The 15,689-nt window shown below is 65.8% G+C and carries 14 protein-coding genes and 1 tRNA gene; 9 read left to right on the forward strand and 6 right to left on the reverse strand.

The annotated features are described in order from the left end of the window. The 6 genes from ACE3P2_RS17085 to ACE3P2_RS17110 all read left to right on the forward strand — a co-directional run bounded on the left by ACE3P2_RS17085 (position 1) and on the right by ACE3P2_RS17110 (position 5,910). On the forward strand, positions 1–1,950 hold the full coding sequence (locus ACE3P2_RS17085; RefSeq protein ID WP_374266669.1) for a heme lyase CcmF/NrfE family subunit: 1,950 nt from the start codon (positions 1–3) through the stop codon (positions 1,948–1,950). Further along, complete coding sequence (locus tag ACE3P2_RS17090) at positions 1,947–2,537, forward strand: DsbE family thiol:disulfide interchange protein (protein ID WP_374266671.1); 591 nt, start codon at positions 1,947–1,949, stop codon at positions 2,535–2,537. The genes ACE3P2_RS17085 and ACE3P2_RS17090 overlap by 4 nt, the downstream gene beginning before the upstream one ends. Before the next feature lies 1 nt (position 2,538). Next, entirely contained in the window at positions 2,539–3,033 is a 495-nt protein-coding gene (locus ACE3P2_RS17095; protein WP_374266674.1) for a cytochrome c-type biogenesis protein, read from the forward strand. Further along, the gene (ccmI, locus tag ACE3P2_RS17100; RefSeq protein ID WP_374266676.1) at positions 3,030–4,274 is read left to right on the forward strand and encodes a c-type cytochrome biogenesis protein CcmI; all 1,245 of its coding nucleotides are present in this window, start codon (positions 3,030–3,032) and stop codon (positions 4,272–4,274) included. Before ACE3P2_RS17095 ends, ccmI begins: the two co-directional genes overlap by 4 nt. A gap of 267 nt (positions 4,275–4,541) precedes the next feature. After that, positions 4,542–4,859: a cupin domain-containing protein gene (locus ACE3P2_RS17105; protein ID WP_374266678.1), complete on the forward strand. Its 318-nt coding sequence runs from the start codon at positions 4,542–4,544 to the stop codon at positions 4,857–4,859. Between the two features lie 85 nt (positions 4,860–4,944). Then, positions 4,945–5,910, forward strand: a complete 966-nt coding sequence (locus ACE3P2_RS17110; protein WP_374266680.1) for an MBL fold metallo-hydrolase — start codon at positions 4,945–4,947, stop codon at positions 5,908–5,910. 73 nt (positions 5,911–5,983) lie between these two features. On the opposite strand, the gene metK is transcribed toward ACE3P2_RS17110, so the two are convergent. After that, on the reverse strand, positions 5,984–7,150 hold the full coding sequence (gene metK, locus ACE3P2_RS17115; RefSeq protein WP_374266682.1) for a methionine adenosyltransferase: 1,167 nt from the start codon (positions 7,148–7,150) through the stop codon (positions 5,984–5,986). Positions 7,151–7,376: 226 nt separating this feature from the next. On the opposite strand from metK, the gene ACE3P2_RS17120 reads away from it, so the two are divergent. After that, positions 7,377–8,249, forward strand: a complete 873-nt coding sequence (locus ACE3P2_RS17120; RefSeq protein ID WP_374266684.1) for a lysophospholipid acyltransferase family protein — start codon at positions 7,377–7,379, stop codon at positions 8,247–8,249. Further along, positions 8,246–9,118, forward strand: coding sequence for a lipid A biosynthesis acyltransferase (locus tag ACE3P2_RS17125; RefSeq protein WP_374266686.1), 873 nt, complete (start codon positions 8,246–8,248; stop codon positions 9,116–9,118). The genes ACE3P2_RS17120 and ACE3P2_RS17125 overlap by 4 nt, the downstream gene beginning before the upstream one ends. 16 nt (positions 9,119–9,134) lie before the next feature. On the opposite strand, the gene ACE3P2_RS17130 is transcribed toward ACE3P2_RS17125, so the two are convergent. The 4 genes from ACE3P2_RS17130 to thiS all read right to left on the reverse strand — a co-directional run bounded on the left by ACE3P2_RS17130 (position 9,135) and on the right by thiS (position 11,222). Then, positions 9,135–9,365 carry a hypothetical protein gene (locus ACE3P2_RS17130; RefSeq protein ID WP_374266688.1) on the reverse strand — a complete coding sequence of 77 codons (231 nt, stop codon included), beginning with the start codon at positions 9,363–9,365 and terminating at the stop codon, positions 9,135–9,137. Positions 9,366–9,367: 2 nt separating this feature from the next. Next, on the reverse strand, positions 9,368–10,093 hold the full coding sequence (gene trmB, locus ACE3P2_RS17135) for a tRNA (guanosine(46)-N7)-methyltransferase TrmB (RefSeq protein ID WP_374266690.1): 726 nt from the start codon (positions 10,091–10,093) through the stop codon (positions 9,368–9,370). Between the two features lie 63 nt (positions 10,094–10,156). Continuing rightward, complete coding sequence (locus ACE3P2_RS17140; protein WP_374266692.1) at positions 10,157–10,942, reverse strand: thiazole synthase; 786 nt, start codon at positions 10,940–10,942, stop codon at positions 10,157–10,159. Positions 10,943–11,018: 76 nt separating this feature from the next. Further along, positions 11,019–11,222, reverse strand: coding sequence for a sulfur carrier protein ThiS (gene thiS / locus ACE3P2_RS17145; RefSeq protein ID WP_374266744.1), 204 nt, complete (start codon positions 11,220–11,222; stop codon positions 11,019–11,021). A gap of 92 nt (positions 11,223–11,314) precedes the next feature. Between thiS and ACE3P2_RS17150 the strand changes: the two genes are divergently transcribed. Next, positions 11,315–11,388: transfer RNA gene (locus ACE3P2_RS17150), tRNA-Gly, on the forward strand. A 475-nt stretch (positions 11,389–11,863) separates the two neighbouring features. Here the strand turns inward: ACE3P2_RS17150 and ACE3P2_RS17155 are convergent. Then, on the reverse strand, positions 11,864–15,613 hold the full coding sequence (locus ACE3P2_RS17155; protein ID WP_374266694.1) for a hypothetical protein: 3,750 nt from the start codon (positions 15,611–15,613) through the stop codon (positions 11,864–11,866). Between the last annotated feature and the right edge of the window lie 76 nt (positions 15,614–15,689).

Here is a 15,689-nt window from a genome sequence, read left to right on the forward strand (position 1 = left end):
ATGATCCCCGAAATCGGTACCTTCGCCCTCGTTCTGGCCCTGCTGGTCGCCATCGTCCAGGGCACGCTACCGCTGATCGGCGCCCAGCGCGGCGTGGCGGCGTGGGTGCAGCTCGCCCGGCCGGCTTCGGCGACGCTGTTCCTGCTGGTGGCCATCGCCTTCGGCTGCCTCACCGCCAGCTTCATCGACAACGATTTCTCGGTGCTCTACGTCGCCCAGCACTCCAACTCCCGCCTGCCGATCGAGTACCGCATCGCCGGCGTGTGGGGCGGCCACGAAGGCTCGCTGCTGCTGTGGGTGATGATGCTGTCGCTGTGGGCGCTGGCGGTGGCGGCCTTCTCGCGCAGTCTGCCGGACGACATGGTGGCGCGGGTGCAGGGGGTGCTCGGCCTCGTCGCCGCCGGCTTCATCCTGTTCATCCTGACCACCTCCAGCCCCTTCGCACGCCTGCTCCCCGGCGCCGAGGACGGCCGCGACCTCAACCCGCTGCTGCAGGACCCGGGCCTGATCTTCCATCCGCCGATGCTCTACATGGGCTACGTGGGCTTCTCGGTGGCCTTCGCCTTCGCCATCGCGGCGCTGCTGTCCGGTCGCCTCGACGCCGCCTGGGCGCGCTGGTCACGGCCGTGGACCACCGCGGCGTGGATCTTCCTTACCCTCGGCATCGGCCTCGGCTCCATCTGGGCCTACTACGAGCTGGGCTGGGGCGGCTGGTGGTTCTGGGACCCGGTCGAGAACGCGTCCTTCATGCCGTGGCTCGTAGGCACCGCGCTGATCCACTCGCTGGCCGTCACCGAGAAGCGCGGCAGCTTCAAGAACTGGACGGTGCTGCTCGCCATCGGCGCCTTCTCCCTGTCGCTGCTGGGCACCTTCCTGGTCCGCTCGGGCGTGCTGAGCTCGGTGCACGCCTTCGCGTCCGACCCCAAGCGCGGCATCTTCATCCTGCTGTTCCTCGCGGTGGTGGTCGGCTCGTCGCTCACCCTGTTCGCCTGGCGGGCGCCCAAGGTCAGCCTCGGCGGCGCCTTCGCGCTGGTGTCCCGCGAGACTTTCCTGCTCATCAACAACCTGCTGCTGCTGTGCGCGGCCGGCGCGGTGCTGCTCGGCACCCTGTATCCGCTGGTGATCGACGCGCTCAATCTGGGCAAGCTGTCGGTCGGCCCCCCGTATTTCAACGCCGTGTTCACCCCGCTGATGGTGCCGGTGCTGTTCCTGATGGCCGCCGGGCCGGTGGCGCGCTGGAAGCAGGCCAGTCTGGCCGACATCGCCCGCCCGCTGAAGGGCGCCTTCCTGCTGGCGGTGATCGTCGGCATCGCCGTACCCTTCGCGGCGGGTGAATGGGCGGGTGGCGTCGCGCTGGGCATCGGGCTGGCGATGTGGATCGTCGGCGCGTCGGTGCTGCAGATCCTCGCCCGCAGCAAGTCCGGCGCCGCGCCGCGCGCCTTCTGGGGGATGCACCTCGCCCACATCGGCGTCGCCGTCACGGTGGTCGGCATCGTGATGGTCAAGCATTTCGAGACCGAGCGCGACGTGCGCATGGCCCCGGGCGACACTGTCGCGGCCGGCGGCTACACGATCCGCTTCCTGGGCGTCGAGGATGCCCCCGGCCCCAACTACACGGCCGCCCGCGGCAACCTCGAGCTGCTGAAGGACGGCGCGGTGGTCATGCCGCTGCACCCCGAGAAGCGCAAATATCTCTCGTCGGCGATGCCGATGACCGAGGCCTTCATCGATCCCGGCCTGACCCGCGATATCTACGTCTCGCTGGGCGATCCGCTCGAAGGCGGCGACGGCGCCTGGAGCGTGCGCGTCTACTTCAAGCCCTTCGTCAGCTGGATCTGGGCCGGCGCCGTGCTGATGGCCCTCGGTGGCCTGCTCGCCGCCAGCGACCGCCGCTATCGTCTCAAATCCACCGCGCGGGCCGCCACGCTCGCCTCCGGAGCCGCATCGTGAAACGTTTCCTGATCCCCCTCGGCATCTTCCTGGTGCTGGTCGTTTTCCTGGCGATCGGTCTCAACCGCGACCCGCACGAAGTCCCTTCGCCGCTGGTCGGCAAGCCGGCGCCCGAGTTCCGCCTCGAGACCCTCGCCGAGCCGGGCAAGCAGTTCTCGCCGGCCGACATGCGCGGCCAGGTGTGGCTGCTCAACGTGTGGGCCTCGTGGTGCGTGTCGTGCCGGGCCGAGCACCCGCTGCTGGTGGTCTTCGCCAAGCAGGGCCAGCTGCCGGTGGTCGGCCTCAACTACAAGGAAGTGCGCGGCGACGGCGAGACCGACGTGAAGAAGCTCGCCGCCGGCGAGGAGGCCACCCTCACCCGCCAGCGCGCCAACGCCTGGCTGGAACGCCACGGCAACCCCTACGCCCTGTCGGTGCTCGACATGGACGGCCGAGTCGGCATCGACTACGGCGTGTATGGCGTGCCCGAAACCTACCTGATCGACAAGAAAGGCGTGATCCGCTTCAAGCAGATCGGCCCGATCACCCCCGAAGCGCTGGAACAGAAGATCCTGCCGCTGGCCAAGCAGCTCGCCGAGGAATCCTGACATGCGCGCCCGCCCCCTTGCCGCCACGCTGGCCGGCCTGCTGCTGACGGCCAGCTGCCAGCTCCTCGCCGCCGACGCCACCCCGATGGCCGACGATCCCGTCGTCGAGGCGCGGATGGTCACCATCTCCGAAGAGCTGCGCTGCCTGGTCTGCCAGAACGAAAGCCTCGCCGCCTCCCGCGCCGAGCTCGCCAACGACCTGCGCGAGGAAGTCCGCAAGCTGATCCGCGACGGCAAGTCCGACGCCGAGATCCGCGACTACCTGGTCGCCCGCTACGGCGACTTCGTGCTCTACCGTCCGCCGGTCAAACCCACCACGTGGCTGCTGTGGTTCGGCCCCTTCGCGCTGCTCGCTGGCGGCGCGATCGGTCTCGTCGCCTACCTGCGCCGCCGTGCCGGCCGCATCGCGCCCGCCGAACTCAGCGCCGAACAGCGCGCCGCCGCCCGGGCGCTCCTCGCCGACGCCGCCCCTCAACGCCCGAAGAACCACCAATGACCGCATTCTGGATTGCCGCCGGGCTGCTCACCGCCCTCGTCCTGGCCGTGCTGTGCCGGCCCCTGCTGCGCCGCAAGACGGCGGCCCACGCCTCCCGCCAGGCCATCAACAGCGCGATCTACCGCGACCAGTTCGCTGAGCTCGAGCGCGATCTCGCCAGCGGCGCCCTGTCCGAGGCCGACTACGCCAGCGCCCGCGACGAGCTGGAGCGCCGCGTCCTCGAGGACGTCGCCACCGACGGCGCCGCCGCGCCCGTAGAAACCCACCGGCGCCTGCCCCGTACGGCCCTCGCCCTCGGCGTCGTCTTGCCGGCGGCGGCCGTGGCACTGTATTTCGTCCTCGGCACGCCCGCCGCCCTCGACCCCACGGCCCGCCAGGGTACCGAGCCCACCGCCGCCGAAGTCGAGAAGATGGTCGCCAGTCTCGCCGCCAAACTCGAAAAGAGCCCGGACAACCCCGAAGGCTGGGTCATGCTCGGACGCAGCTACAAAGTGCTCGGCCGCTTCGCGGAGGCCGCCGCGGCCTTCGACAAGGCCGGACCCGTCATCGAGGACGCCCCCGAGCTGATGCTCGAAGTCGCCGAACTGTCCGCCGAGCTCAACAGCGGCCGGATCGAAGGCAAGGGTCACGACTACCTCGAGCGGGTGCTCAAGTCACAGCCCGACAATCCCCAGGCCCTCGCCCTCGCCGGCACCGATGCCTTCTTCCGCCAGCAATACGCCGACGCCGTGCGCCACTGGGAGGCCGTCCTCGCCCAGGTCGCCCCGGATTCCCAGGATGCCCAGAACCTCAGCGCCGGCATCGACAAGGCCCGGAGCCTGATGGCCTCCGCCGGGCAGACGCCGCCGCCGGCCAAGCCCACGCCTCCCGCCACCGCCAAGGTCGGCGCGGCCGTCGCCACCAGCATCACCGGCCGGGTCGAACTGGCGCCAGCCCTCAAGACCAAGGCCGCGCCGGACGACGTGGTGTACGTCTTCGCCCGCGCCCTCCAGGGGCCGCGGATGCCCCTCGCCGTCGTCCGCGCCAAGGTGTCTGACCTGCCAATGGATTTCGCCCTGGACGACAGCATGGCCATGAGCCCCGAACTCAAGCTCTCCTCCGCCACCGAACTGCGCATCGAGGCCCGCGTCTCCAGGTCGGGCGACGCCATCGCCAAGCCGGGCGACCTCACCGGCGAACTGAGCCCGGTCAAGCCCGGGGCGAAGGGGCTCCAGCTCAGCATCGACCGCGTCGTCCCCTGAACCGGCGGCGTCGTCGAGCCCGGCGGCCGGGTCTCGATAGGCACAGCCTATTCAGAGCATACGCACAAACAATTGGCGCTATTCCTGCGCTCCCGTAGGATGGATCCATTCGTCACGGCTTCACGCCCGCAAGTGTGGCAGACGCGATTGAAGTGAGCTTGAGCGCGCCGGGATACCCAAAAGCACCCCCAAAAACCCAACAGAGAACCATCCCGGCGCAGCTTTTTTCCCTGCGCCCGACGGCCCCGCCGCCGTCCCTCAACTGCGATGCGCTGCGCCAATCTCCTCGCCGACCTGCCGCCCCCCGCGGCAGCCGAGCATCTCGAGACCCTCTTCGCCAACCCCCACGTGCGCATCGAGCGCATCGTCTCCCACCGTCACGCCAGCCCGCCGGACTTCTGGTACGACCAGCCCCACGACGAGTGGGTGATGCTCGTACAAGGCCACGCCGAACTTGCCTTCGACGATGGGCGCCGCCAGGCCCTGCAGCAGGGTGACTGGCTGCTGATCCCCGCCGGCTGCCGCCATCGCGTCGCCGAAACGGGCCCCGACACCGTGTGGCTGGCCGTACACGTCGCGGCCTGAACGCCACCCGTTTCTGTTTGTCGTATCCTTTCTTCCTTACGACATCAGCCCCCGCTGGTTTTTTTCCCAAGACGGAGCCCGCCTCATGATTCGACGCAGTCTCAGCGCCCTGGCCTTCGCCCTCGGCGCCGCCTTCCTCCCCTTCAGCGCCAGCGCCGAGGCCCCCGCCGCCGGCACCCAGGTTCCCGGCTACTACCGCGCCGCCCTGGGCGACCTGGAAATCACCGCCCTCTACGATGGCTACGTCGACCTGGGCGCCAACCTGCTGCTGGGCGCCAGCAAGGCCGACGTGCAACGCCTGCTGGCCAGACAGTTCCTTGCCGGCGAAAAGGTGCAGACCGCCGTCAACGCCTACCTCATCAACGCCGGCGGCAAGCTGATCCTCGTCGATGCCGGCGCCGCCAAGGCCTTCGGCCCGACCCTCGGTTTCGTCGGCGAGCAGCTGCGCGCAGCCGGCTACGCACCCGAGCAGGTGGACGTGGTGCTCCTCACCCACCTGCACGCCGACCACGTGGCCGGCGTGCTCACCCCGGACGGCAAGCCGCTGTTCCCCAACGCCGAGATCCACGTCGCCCAGACCGAAGCCGACTTCTGGCTGTCCGACGAGAACGCCGCCAAGGCGCCGAAAGACTTCAAGCCCTTCTTCGAGCTCGCCCGCAAGTCCGTCGCCCCCTACCAGGCGGCCGGCAAGTTCAAGACCTTCAGCGGCGAGGCGGATTTCGGCGGCATCAAGGCCGTGCCGTCCAACGGCCACACGCCCGGCCACACCAGCTATCTCGTCGAATCGAAGGGGCAGCGCCTGCTGATCCTCGGCGACGCGGTGCACAGCCACGCGGTGCAGTTTGCCCACCCGGAAGTCGCCATCGAATTCGACGCCGACAAGAAGGCCGCCATCGCCGCCCGCAAGCAACTGTTCGCCTGGGCCGCCAAGGACAAGCTGCTGGTCTCCGGCATGCACCTGCCCTTCCCGGGGCTCGGCCACGTCCGCGCCGAAGCCAAGGGCTTTGCCTGGGTGCCGGTGGAGTACAGCCCGCTCCGCAAGGACAAATAAGCCGCCGCGTCGGCAACAAAAAGGGCGACCCGCGGGTCGCCCTTTTTGCTGGCCCGGCCGGCGGGTCCGCCGCTTACAGGCCGGCGTCGGCGCGAAGCTGGGCGGCCTTGTCGGTGGTTTCCCAGGTGAAATCCACTTCGTCGCGGCCGAAGTGGCCATAGGCGGCGGTGCGCGAGTAGATCGGGCGGAGCAGATCGAGACTGGCGATGATGCCCTTCGGACGCAGGTCGAAGTGCTGCTGGACCAGCTCGACGATACGCTCGTCCGACACCTTGCCGGTGCCGAAGGTTTCGACCATCAGCGAAACCGGCTTGGCGACGCCGATGGCGTAGGCCACCTGCACCTCGCAGCGGTCGGCGAGACCGGCGGCGACGATGTTCTTCGCCACGTAGCGGCCGGCGTAGGCGGCCGAGCGGTCTACCTTCGACGGGTCCTTGCCCGAGAACGCGCCGCCCCCGTGGTGGGCCGCGCCGCCGTAGGTGTCGACGATGATCTTGCGGCCAGTGAGGCCGCAGTCGCCGTTCGGGCCGCCGATGACGAAACGGCCGGTCGGGTTGATGAGGTAGCGGGTGCTGTCGGTGAGCATGTCCTTGGGCAGCACCGGCTTGATGACTTCCTCGATCACCGCCTCGGTGAGCGCGGCATGGGAGATGTCCGGATGATGCTGGGTGGACACCACCACGGTGTCGATCGCCACCGGCTTGCCGTCCACGTACTTCACGGTGAGCTGGCTCTTGGCGTCCGGACGCAGCCACGGCAGACGGCCATCCTTCCGCACCTCGCCCTGGCGCTGCATGATGCGGTGGGCGTAGTAGATGGGGAAGGGCATCAGGCTGGGCGTCTCGTTGCAGGCGTAGCCGAACATCAGGCCCTGGTCGCCGGCGCCCTGGTCGAGGTCGAGCCCTTCGCCTTCGTTCACGCCCTGGGCAATGTCGGAAGACTGGCGGTTGATCGCGGTGAGCACCGCGCAGCTCTTGTAGTCGAAGCCGATGTCGGAATCGTCGTAGCCGATGCGCTTGATCGTCTCGCGGGCGATGTCCATGTAGTTGATGTCGGCCTTGGTGGTGATTTCGCCGGAAATCACCACCAGACCGGTGGACACCAGCGTTTCGCAGGCGACGCGGCCGCGCGGATCCTGGGCCAGGATGGCATCCAGCACCGCGTCGGAAATCTGGTCGGCAACCTTGTCGGGATGGCCTTCGGAGACGGATTCCGAGGTAAACAGGTATTCTTTGGCCATGAAGCACTCCTCCAAACAAAAATCCCCAGAACAGGCGCCGTTGCCGTCTCTGGGGATTTCTGGGAGCGGCGACGCTTTAGCAGTATTTTTTTGGCCCGGCACGCGCGAAATCCGCTAGCCTCCTCCGCCCTGCAAGTTGTCGGATTAACTCGGCGGAATCACAATTATAACTTTGCGTGTCCGGCCGTCAATTCGGCCGTTTTCCTACATTCCCGCACCCGGCCCGATGGCGTCGTTCATCCTATCGCTCCTCGCCCGCCTGCCCCTCGGCGCGCTCCAGAAATTCGGTGTCTTTGCCGGCTGGCTGACCTACGCCCTGTCGCCCACCTACCGGCGTCGCCTGCGCGCCAACCTCGAAAACGCCCTCGGCCCGACCGAAGCGGCGCGGGTGTGGCGCAGCGCGGTGGGCGAAACCGGCAAGCAGGCACTGGAACTGCCGTGGATGCTCAAGCGCCCGCAGGCCGAACTGGTCGCCAAGATGGTGAAGGTGAGCGGCTGGGAGCACGTCGAGGCGGCCGAGGCCAAGGGCGGCGGCATCCTGTTCATCACGCCGCACCTGGGCTGCTTCGAGATCACCGCGCAGTATTTTTCGACCCACCGGCCGATCACCGTGCTCTACCGCGCGCCCAAGAAGGCCGTGCTGCAACCGCTCATCAACGCCGGGCGCAGCCGTGGCGACATGCACATCGCGCCGGCCGACGTGGGCGGCGTGCGGCGGCTCATCAAGGCGCTGCGCGCACGCGAAGCGGTCGGGATGCTGCCCGACCAGGTGCCCGGCAGCGGCGAAGGCGCCTGGCTGCCCTTCTTCGGCCGCCCCGCCTACACCATGACGCTGGCGGCCCGCCTTTCGGAAGTCGCCGGGGTCACGACGATCTTCGCCTGGGCCGAACGCCTGCCCCACGGGCAGGGCTTCCACCTGCGCCTGCGCCCGCCGCTCGTCCCGCTCGAAGGTGACACCGAGACCCGCGCCGCCGCCATCAACCGCGAGATGGAAGCCCAGATCCGCGAGAACCCGGCCCAATACCTGTGGGGCTACAACCGCTACAAGCGCCCCAAGGGCGGAGCCCCCGCCCCTTCGACTCCGGAAAACCAAGCATGAGCCGAATCCTCGTCGCCCTGTTGTGGCTGCTCCACTGGCTGCCGCTATCCGTGCAGGCCCCCATCGGCCGCGGCCTGGGCCACCTGTTGTACTGGCTGATTCCGCCGCGCCGCAAGATCACCCTCACCAACCTGCGGCTGTGCTTTCCCGAGCTTTCCGAAGCCGAGCGCAAGGCCCTGGCGAAGGAGCATTTCGCGCTCGCCGGGCGCAGCATGATCGAGCGCGGGCTGGCGTGGTTCGCCCCCGAGGAACGCCTGCGCAAGCTGATCCGCATCGACGGCGAGGCGCGCCTTCGCGCGCTGGTAGACGCCCGCCAGCCGGTCATCCTGCTCACGCCCCACTTCCTCGGGCTCGATCTGGGCGGGAGCCGGATGGCGATGTCCTTCGACTGCGTCAGCATCTACGCCCGCCAGAAGGACCCGGTGATCGACCGCTGGCTCTACCACGGCCGCAGCCGCTTCGGCAGTCAGGTGCTGCTGCGCCGCGACGAGAGCGTCCGGGCATCGATCAAGGCGATGAAGGAAATCCGGCCGTTCTACTACCTCCCGGACATGGACAACGGGCCTCAGGATTCGATTTTCGTGCCGTTCTTCGGCGTGCCGGCGGCCACCCTGTCGGCGCTACCGCGCCTCAGCAAGCTGGGTGGCGCGGTGGTGATGCCGTGCGTCACCCGCATGCTCCCGGGCGGCCAGGGCTATGTGGTGGAGCTGGGGGAGCCGTGGACGGATTTCCCCTCCGCCGACGTGGAAGCCGACGTGCGCCGCATGAACGCCTGCATCGAGGACCGGGTGCGCACCATGCCGGCCCAGTACTACTGGGTGCATCGGCGCTTCAAGACCCGCCCGCCGGGCGAACCGAAAATCTACTGAACAGCGGGACGGCGCCTCAGCCGTCCTGGCGATCCTTGGCCGCCAGCTCGGCCAGCACTAGCGGAAACGCCGCGCTGCCCACCAGCGCCACGCCGGATACGACCAGCACCAGCCCGGCGCCCGATTCCTGCAGCAACGGGTGCAGCCCCTCGCCGAAGCCGGCGAGCAGCAGCAGGCCGGCGCCGAGGCAGGCCAGACCCGGAACGCCCATCAGCCAGGCGCCCGCCGGCAGTCGCTTGAGCGCCATCTTCACACCCGCTTGAAGACCAGATCCCACACCCCGTGGCCGAGCTTGATGCCGCGGTTCTCGAACTTGGTGAGCGGGCGGTAATCCGGCTTGGGCGCGTAGCCGTCGGCGGTGTTGGCGAGCAGCGGCTCGGCGCCGAGCACTTCGAGCATCTGCTGGGCGTATTCCTCCCAGTCGGTGGCGCAGTGCAGGTAGCCGCCAGGGGCAAGGCGGCTGGCGATCAGCTTGACGAACGGCCCCTGCACCAGACGGCGCTTGTGGTGACGCTTCTTCGGCCACGGATCGGGGAAGTAGATATGCACGCCAGCCAGCGAACCCTCGGGGATCATGTCGCGCAGCACCTCCACGGCGTCGTGCTGGACGATGCGCAGGTTGGTGATGCCGCCCTCGTCGATCAGCTTGCACAGGCTGCCCACGCCGGGCGCGTGCACCTCGATGCCGAGGAAGTCGTCTCCCGGCCGTGCCTGGGCGATGGCGGCGGTGGATTGGCCCATGCCAAAGCCGATCTCGACGATCTGCGGCGCCTTGCGGCCGAAAACCTCCGCCAGATCGAGCGGCGCGGGGCGGTACTGCACGCCCACCTTGGGCATCATCTCGTCGAGAAAACGATGCTGGGCGTCGGACATGCGGCCCTGGCGCAGGACGAAACTGCGAATGGACTGGGAAGTGAGGCGGCTGCCGGCTTGCGGCTGCTCGTCGGTCGGGGCGTGCTCTTGTGCGTCGCTCATGGCGGAATCCGGAATGGAAAACGGCGCGCCTGAGCGCGCCGCGGGTCGATCAGATACGGGGAATCACGAGCCGATCAGGCCGGTGGTCGGCGAACTCGGGCTGGCGGTGTAGAACTTCCTGGGCATGCGACCGGCGAGGAAGGCCTCACGGCCGGCCTCGACACCCTTCTTCATGGCGCCAGCCATCCTGACCGGGTCCTGCGCCAGGGCGATGGCGGTGTTCATCAGCACGCCGTCGCAACCCAGCTCCATCGCGATCGCCGCGTCGGAAGCCGTACCGACACCCGCGTCGAGCAGCACCGGCACCTTCACGGCATCGCGCACCAGCTGGACGTTCCAGGGGTTCAGCACGCCCATGCCGGAGCCAATGAGGCTGGCCAGCGGCATGATCGCCACACAGCCAATGTCCTCGAGCATCTTCGCCTGGATCGGATCGTCGGAGCAGTAAACCATCACCTCGAAGCCTTCCTTCACCAGCACCTCGGCGGCCTTGAGGGTTTCGGGCATGTTGGGGAACAAGGTGTGCGGATCGCCCAGCACCTCGAGCTTCACGAGGCGGTGGTCGTCCAGCAGTTCCCGCGCCAGGCGAAGGGTGCGCACCGCGTCGTCGGCGGTGTAGCAGCCGGCGGTGTTGGGCAGGTAGGTGAACTGCGAGGGCGGCAGGGCGTCGAGCAGGCTCGGCGCGTTCGGGTCCTGGCCGATGTTGGTACGGCGAATCGCCACCGTGACGATCTGCGCGCCACTCGCGTCGATGGCGGCGCGGGTCTCGGTGAAATCCTTGTACTTGCCGGTACCCACCAGCAGCCGGGAAGAATAGCGCTTGCCTGCAATCGTCAGGAAATCGTCCATCGGAGCATCAGCCTCATCAAAATCGGATCGAAAAAAACGCACGCACGGGCCGACAGGCCCGACCGGCAGGTACGAATCAACCGCCGCCCACCGCCACGACGATCTCGAGCTTGTCGCCATCGGCCAACGCCGTGCCGGCGTGCAGCCCCTTGGGCACGATCTCACCGTTGCGCTCGACGGCCAGCCGCTTGCCGGTCAGCCCCATCTCGTCGAGCAGGGCCGCAACCGTGGCCGGCGCAGCCAGCACCCGCGGCTCGCCGTTGATCGTCAGGGACAGCAAAGAAGAAGTCGTAGGCGTCATCATGGCCGCAGTTTACCACGCCCTCCCGGTTGCCCTCGCCCCTGCCGATGCGTACAATCCCGGGTTCCCGAGCGGGCGTCGTATAATGGTAATACCTCAGCTTCCCAAGCTGATGCCGTGGGTTCGATTCCCATCGCCCGCTCCACATCGAATTCCGGCAGGTCGTTGATCTGTAAAAGAAAAAGCCAACCGAGGACGGTTGGCTTTTTTGTTGTCTGGTCGATATCTGGTCTGAGCTGGGTAGGGCTCTATCGTTCTACATCCAGCACTTTCCAATCGGCAGGTCGTCGGCCTTTACGGTCATTGGGGTCCTAGGCGGCGTCGGTCAGCAATGCCCTGGTAAGCCGACCTTTACGAGGAAAACGCGATGAGTTGCAGCTTTTCTGGCCAGCGAACTCCCACTCCCGACCCGGAGCGGTCTTCAGTTTGACCTGAATGGCTGCCCGAAAGCGGGCGCTTAACGTAGAGCCAGCCGAACTCGTCGAGAACGAAGCAGCTCCGCGAGCAAACGCTTGGCAGGCCGAGGCGCGTATATGACCGCCTCTTCAACGGACGCTGCGCAAACATCATGCGTACAGCCGCAGGTCAGCTAATAGAGAGCAATCGCCCGAGTGCAACCCTCACCAGCGGAGCGATTCCTTCGCAGCCGACTGGTCCGCCTGCTCGGCTTCTCGCAGCCAGCTCTCCGCCACACGCATCAGCATGGCCGAGGTTCGCGGTGAGGCCGGCATCGCTGCAGCCCAGTCTTGGCACTGTTTTGCGAGCACCCGCTCCTGCTGCCCCCCTTCACCAATAGCCTTGCCGTAGACCCCCCGCATATTGAATCGCTCGATGACAAGCCCCCGCTCTACCTCTTCAGACGCGAGGTGCTCAATGACGGCCCGAACGGCCTCGTGGGGCCAGGCTCCGTCGGCTTGGCTGGAAGGCGCATGTGCGAACAGGGCGCCAATCCGTTGGTCTGTAATCTTTACGCGGTCGGCTTCAACCGCAATCCGTCGAACCTCTTGGCACCAAGCCCAAAGTGCGGCGTAGTCGACCTCTGCGCCGCTTTGCCCAGGAAGCACCTGCAAGCCCGTCAAAAGCTCGTACGCGGCCACTGCGAGCTTCTCGGCCCCCTCCGACACAGGCTCTGGCTCCCGATTCGCCGGCCTGAACACTGCGCAAATCGCATCCATGAACATACGAGGCCGCTGCACCAACAAAGTGTGGAGGACGAGCGGCTGCCGACGCGAATGAAAGACCGGCAGGTACCTGAACTCCAGCGCAGCTAGGTCGTCAGGGACGATGTCGCCCCGCTTGCGCAGTTCATCAAAGGCACGCTCAATGTTGTAAATACTGAGGTTCCCGCCGCCCCGTGCTGACGCATTGAGCTCTGGAACTGCGCCGTCAAGTAGCTGCACAAGCAGCGTCGTTGGCAACTCACCCAATCTGCGTGTTGCAGCATCCAGCGCGGCAAGGGGACGCCCATACTCGAGATAGCGCCGAACTCCAAAGAGCAACTCATCAGCATCCCCACGTACAAAGTACGAATGTTTCAGACGCCAATAGGCATCGTTCACCTCTGGACCGTATTCCTGAACATAGTTCCAGGTTTGAATCGAGTCATCCAACGCTGTGAGGAGTCGGGCCACCCGCTCAGGCACCACCTGCTCATGGACAAAAGTCTCACGTGCGAATTGAGTCCATTGCCCCTGGAATCGAGTGGCGCCCTCCGCCAGTACAGAGCCGGCAACGACATCAATGTTGGGAGCTGCGCGGAGGACCTCCAGGAAAAACTGCCCAAGCTCATCGAAACCAAACTCAAGGCTCCTTGCAGCCATAGCAACGTGCTGCGGAAGCTTTGACCGCTGGGCCAGCTCAATCAGGCCTTGTCTGCCTGACTCCCTCATCACATCCAAAACTGCTTCGTGCCGAGCCGCGTCAATCGCCTCAGTGGGGTCGTCAGAGTCAACCTTTCCGGGCACATCCGGCATCCAGTCATCGAACAGCCAGACGGATTTCTCCACTGCGGTTTGAGGGGCAAACCGGGCGAGCAAGGGGTCAATGCGGGTCAATGCCTCCTCCGAAACTGCCCAGTCAGTTCCCGCGTACGTCCGATGCTTGTTCACTTCCTTCCGAAGTGCGTCCCAAACATTGAATCGAGCCTCGCCGGCAGAACTGCTAAGCACGAGGTCCAACCCAGCAACCATCCTGTCGAACCCATCCTTCGGGAACTGACTCATCGCATCTATGAGCGTCATCCATCTGCCTGGCTCGGTTCCCGCACGCGCGATTGCCTGTTCGACAACAAAGTTTTGAGCGTCCCAGACGACAGCGTATGTCAGAACCTCCGACTCATCGAACTCTCGAAAGACCGGCGCCTGCGTCGGGCTTGAATGGTCATGTGGCCGAGGAAGGAGTTTGACCAGTAGGTCCCAGGCAACCTCCTGCACGGCATTCAAGACGTGCGCCAAGACACCCTTGCGCTGCGCGGCGTTGGCGCCTGTGTTCGGAGCCCAAGACAGGAAGATAGCCCTTAGGCTATTTATGGGTCGATTTGAAACGGTACCACCGGGGTCAATTTTGGCCAGCTTGGCAAGGCATACTGATGCACGCAGGAGGAACTGCGGGTCCCAAGCAACAACCTCAAGGCCCCACAGAACACCGTAGTAGTACGCGTGGGAACCAATCAGCCCCTTTTGCTCCTCGAAGATTGGCCGGATAGCCATGGCGTCGCCCTCGAGCAGACGCTCGAGGGCTTCAAGGAAAGGGATGGGAGCGGCCTCCGCGAGCAGTGCCATCTGGTCTTGCAGGCTGACCAAGAGCCGGTGGTCTCGTGAAAGGCCTGGAAGCCCTCTAACAATGCCATTAACATAGTCCTGAGGAGTGGTTCCCGGAACTACAAACTCAGCCTGCTCATGAAGCACTGCCATATGGAGCAGGGTATTCATCATCCCGTCGCGCACCCAACGGCTATGTGTGTCGGTACCTCTCTGCTCCGCGGGCCTGTAGACCTCATCCGCCTTTGGAGGTTCAATCGCCTTCCCAAACACCGCCTGTGCAGCTGCCGAAAACCTTTCAAGGTGCTCCGCCCCAATGAGGTGTCCCAGATTTACAAAGGCATCAACAGAGGCCCGAAGCGCCCAGACGTCCGAGACGTAGTCAATCGGTGGGTCCTGCAGTTTCGCGAGTTGCCGAAGCGGCGCCTCGCAAGCTGCGTAGTCCCGTACTGACGCGAGACCGCAGATGACCTGTTGGTCCGATTTATTCCTCACATGCCAGGCACCAGCCAGCAAGGCTGGCAAGAGCATCGCGCCTTTGTCTATCCACTCCGGCTTTGGCGCAGTACCGCTCGGAATTAGACGCGCAAGCACAGCCAAGCTGCGGCCGCAACTTCGCGCCATCGCGTAGGCATCCTTGGAATTGAACCCCATCCCTTCGAGTGCGTGCCCAAGGTCGGTACTTGATGGGCGACGTAGCACCTCATGGCCATGCTTCTTGTCGTCTGCTCCCGCGCTGACCACTGTCGGACCCTTTTGGGCAAGGAGGCCGGCCAACTGACGTGCCTGCGACCGAGGGAGGAATGACAGCCCTGACGACGCAGCAACTTGACGGGCTGCTTCCTCGGTGTCTACGACAAGAGTCCTTGCTTCAAGGAAGAAGCGGACATCAGTCGGGGCGCTGCGAATCGCAGCAATCGCGAAGGCAACCACCTCGTCGGTTGAGTCGGCCGCGTAAGGCAGTTTGCTGACGCCCTCGCTGAGCTTTCGAACGAGGTCCTCGGCCTGCTGCACTCGCCCGGCCAAGAGCACGGCTTCCACAAGTTGCGGTCCAAATCTGGTGGAGTATTCATCCCAGAACTCGTCTGTGCTTCGCACTCCAGCCGCCGGAAAACAGTTCAACTCATACTTGGCGTACCTGGCTGCGACCGCGGGCGCACTGCAAAGCCAGTCCTCGACCATAGTGCCATCGAGGTAAAGAACGTCCTTCCACTCAGCAAGCTTCTTTTTGTCGTCTACCCAGTCAGCCAGCTTCTCCTTCGGGTTGTCCCAAGTCCGCGGAGACACAAAGACAAAGGATGTTTCCATGCGCTTCGCCTTCTCGACTTCCTTGGTTCTCTTCGCGAAATCGGACTCGGCCTTGGCTGCGGCGCCGGCGTTGACGCCGAACTCCCAAATTGACAAGCCATCGGGCACGTATGGGGGAACACCAGCGGCTTCCAGTACGCCGTCAAATCCGCGCACCTGCCCCTTGTCGCCGTTGGGGAACCTGATGTTCGAGATGTCTCTTGCGGACGCCCGAATCAAGTCGGCGACCATTCCTGGGAAAACATTTCGAGCTGCAAGCGTGTCCGCCCACTGCTGCAGATTCAGAGCAGTAATCCATCGCATTTCTGTCCTCCCTCTCAATGCACGAACCAAAGTGCTTTCTGCTTGGTCATTCCGCAGCTCGGGCCCACAGCGCCTC

It is taken from the genome of Zoogloea sp., from assembly GCF_041911615.1.
GTDB lineage: Bacteria > Pseudomonadota > Gammaproteobacteria > Burkholderiales > Rhodocyclaceae > Zoogloea.

Bases quoted from the DNA above. Each gene is read 5' to 3' on its own strand.
- ACE3P2_RS17085 (WP_374266669.1), top strand. From the start codon at position 1: ATGATCCCCGAAATCGGTACCTTCGCCCTCGTTCTGGCCCTGCTGGTC.
- ACE3P2_RS17095 (WP_374266674.1), top strand. From the start codon at position 2,539: ATGCGCGCCCGCCCCCTTGCCGCCACGCTGGCCGGCCTGCTGCTGACG.
- ccmI (WP_374266676.1), top strand. From the start codon at position 3,030: ATGACCGCATTCTGGATTGCCGCCGGGCTGCTCACCGCCCTCGTCCTG.
- ACE3P2_RS17105 (WP_374266678.1), top strand. From the start codon at position 4,542: ATGCGCTGCGCCAATCTCCTCGCCGACCTGCCGCCCCCCGCGGCAGCC.
- ACE3P2_RS17110 (WP_374266680.1), top strand. From the start codon at position 4,945: ATGATTCGACGCAGTCTCAGCGCCCTGGCCTTCGCCCTCGGCGCCGCC.
- metK (WP_374266682.1), bottom strand. From the start codon at position 7,150: ATGGCCAAAGAATACCTGTTTACCTCGGAATCCGTCTCCGAAGGCCAT.
- ACE3P2_RS17120 (WP_374266684.1), top strand. From the start codon at position 7,377: ATGGCGTCGTTCATCCTATCGCTCCTCGCCCGCCTGCCCCTCGGCGCG.
- ACE3P2_RS17125 (WP_374266686.1), top strand. From the start codon at position 8,246: ATGAGCCGAATCCTCGTCGCCCTGTTGTGGCTGCTCCACTGGCTGCCG.
- ACE3P2_RS17130 (WP_374266688.1), bottom strand. From the start codon at position 9,365: ATGGCGCTCAAGCGACTGCCGGCGGGCGCCTGGCTGATGGGCGTTCCG.
- trmB (WP_374266690.1), bottom strand. From the start codon at position 10,093: ATGAGCGACGCACAAGAGCACGCCCCGACCGACGAGCAGCCGCAAGCC.
- ACE3P2_RS17140 (WP_374266692.1), bottom strand. From the start codon at position 10,942: ATGGACGATTTCCTGACGATTGCAGGCAAGCGCTATTCTTCCCGGCTG.
- ACE3P2_RS17155 (WP_374266694.1), bottom strand. From the start codon at position 15,613: ATGCGATGGATTACTGCTCTGAATCTGCAGCAGTGGGCGGACACGCTT.